2 protein-coding genes are annotated in these 2,349 nt (G+C 63.6%); both read left to right on the forward strand.

Annotated elements, in window-relative coordinates:
* The first annotated feature begins 11 nt into the window (after positions 1 to 11).
* Entirely contained in the window at positions 12 to 218 is a 207-nt protein-coding gene (locus AB1609_21470) for an oligopeptide/dipeptide ABC transporter ATP-binding protein (protein MEW6049006.1), read from the forward strand.
* Between the two features lie 20 nt (positions 219 to 238).
* On the forward strand, positions 239 to 2,284 hold the full coding sequence (locus AB1609_21475; protein ID MEW6049007.1) for a hydantoinase/oxoprolinase family protein: 2,046 nt from the start codon (positions 239 to 241) through the stop codon (positions 2,282 to 2,284).
* Positions 2,285 to 2,349: the final 65 nt, after the last annotated feature.

Genomic DNA, 2,349 nt, shown 5'->3' on the forward strand with positions numbered 1-2,349 from the left:
AGCCGGCCAAGGTGGTCTCGAAGGGAGAAATCCCGAGCCCGGTGAACGTCCCCCCAGGGTGTAGCTTCCATTCCCGCTGCCCGTATGTCATGGACGTCTGCAGGAGTACCGATCCGAAGATGATCTCCCTGGGCGGACGCCATACCGTACGGTGCCATCTGTACTCCGAAGGGGAGCAGTCTATCGTTGCCTCGCTGACAGGAACGGCACGAAGCTGAGGAGGAGTGCTGGTCAGATCATGCGCATAGCCACGGATATCGGCGGCACCTTCACAGACCTGGTGTACCTGGACGAGGCCAGCGGCACGCTGAGAGAGGCGAAAAGCTCCAGCACACCGGCGGATTTCGCCCTCGGCGTGCTGGACAGCCTGGAAAAGGCCGGCGTGGATGTCGCCAGCGCCGCCTTCTTCGTGCACGGCGCCACGGTGGTCATCAACGCTCTGACGGAACGGAAGGGCGCCAAGACGGCGCTGATCACAACCAAAGGGTTCCGCGACGTCCTAGAGATCGGCCGGGCCAATCGGCCGGATCTTTACAACCTCTTCTACGCCAAGCCGCGCCCCTTCGTACCGCGCTACCTCCGCCTGGAAGTGCGTGAGCGCATGAACTACAAAGGCGAGGAGTTGACTCCCCTCGACCCCGAGGGCGTCCGGGCGGCGGCCGAGCTGTGCCGCCGGGAAGGCGTGGAGGCCATTGCCGTTTGCTTCCTTCATTCATACGCCAATCCGGCCCACGAGATTGAGTGTGGCGAGCTGCTGGAAGAACTGCTCCCCGAGATTCCCGTGACGCTGTCTCACCGCGTCACGAAGGAGTGGCGTGAATACGCCCGCACCAACACCGCGGTCCTGAACGCTTATGTGCATCCCATCGCCAAGCGTTACCTGAATCACCTGGAGAAGAGCCTAACCGTGCGTGGGATGGGCCCGGTGGGCCATATCATGCAGTCCAACGGCGGCACCGCCACCTTCGCCACGGCACGAGATCTTCCCGTCTACACCGTGGAGTCGGGTCCGGTAGCGGGTGTGATCGGCGCGGCCGAAATCGGGAAGCTGATCGGCGAACCCAACGTGATATCGCTGGATATCGGGGGGACGACGGCGAAGACCTCCCTGATCGAGAACGGTACGCCCAAGATCACCACCGAGTACAAGATCGAGTACCGTCGCGACTACGCAGGCTACCCGATCCTCGCGCCTACCGTGGATATCGTGGAGATCGGCGCCGGGGGCGGTTCCATTGCCTGGATTGACGGTGCCGGCGCGCTCAAGGTGGGTCCCGTCAGTGCCGGGGCTGATCCGGGGCCGGCGTGTTATGACAAGGGTGGGGACCGGCCCACGGTGACCGACGCCAACGTGATCGCCGGCAGAATCAATCCGGCCTATTTCCTGGGCGGTGAGATCCCCCTCAACGTGGCGCGAGCCAGACAGGCCGTGAAGCAGATCGCGGACCACTTTGGGACCTCGGTTGAAGAAGCCGCCATCGGTGTGATCCGCCTGGCCGACGCCAACATGGTCAACGCGCTGAAACTCGTCTCCGTGCGCCGTGGTTACGATCCCCGCGACTTCGTGCTTATCGCCTTCGGGGGTGGCGGCGGTATGCACGCCGCGTCCCTGGCTCGTGAGCTGCGGGTGCGGAAGGTCGTGATTCCCACCAACCCGGCGGTCTTCTCAGCCTGGGGGATGCTCATGACCGACCTGCGTCGGGACTACATCCGCACCCGGATTCTACGCGCGGACCGCGTCGAGCCTCAGACCCTCATTGGCATCTACGGGCAGATGGAGGGCGAGGCGGTTAGGGACTTGGCGTCTGAACACGTAGCCAGGGGCGACATCCGACTGGTCCGCTACGCAGACATGCGCTACGCAGGCCAGGAGCATACCGTCAAAGTGCCGGTGCCTGGCGGGGTCATCGACCGGCAGATGCTCGAAGAGATCAAGGAGGGCTTTCACGCCCTGCATAAGCAGGCCTATACCTTCAGGCTGGACTCGCCCGTCGAGTTCGTCAACTTTCACCTCACGGCGCTTGGTGCGGTCACCAAACCCGAAATCCCCAAAGTGCAGGGCGGGGACAGCCTGGAGGACGCGCGCAAGGGGGAGCGATCGGTTGACTTCGGTGAGCTGGGCCTGCGCGCGGCTGCCATCTACGAGCGCGACCGGCTTCCGTTGGGTGAGCCCGTGACCGGTCCGGCGGTGGTGGAAGAACCTTCCTCAGTAACGGTGGTCTTCCCGGGGCAGGCACTGAGCATGGATGAATACGGGTTCCTGCACATCTCCCAGGAGGGCTGAGCCATGACAGCAGATCCATCCAAGGTCGGATGCCCGCAGATCGACCCCTTCACGCTCGAGATTAT

Source organism: Bacillota bacterium, assembly GCA_040754675.1.
Lineage (GTDB): Bacteria > Bacillota > Limnochordia > Limnochordales > Geochordaceae > Geochorda.

Coding starts and splice junctions, on each gene's coding strand:
- AB1609_21475 (MEW6049007.1), top strand. CDS start 239: ATGCGCATAGCCACGGATATCGGCGGCACCTTCACAGACCTGGTGTAC.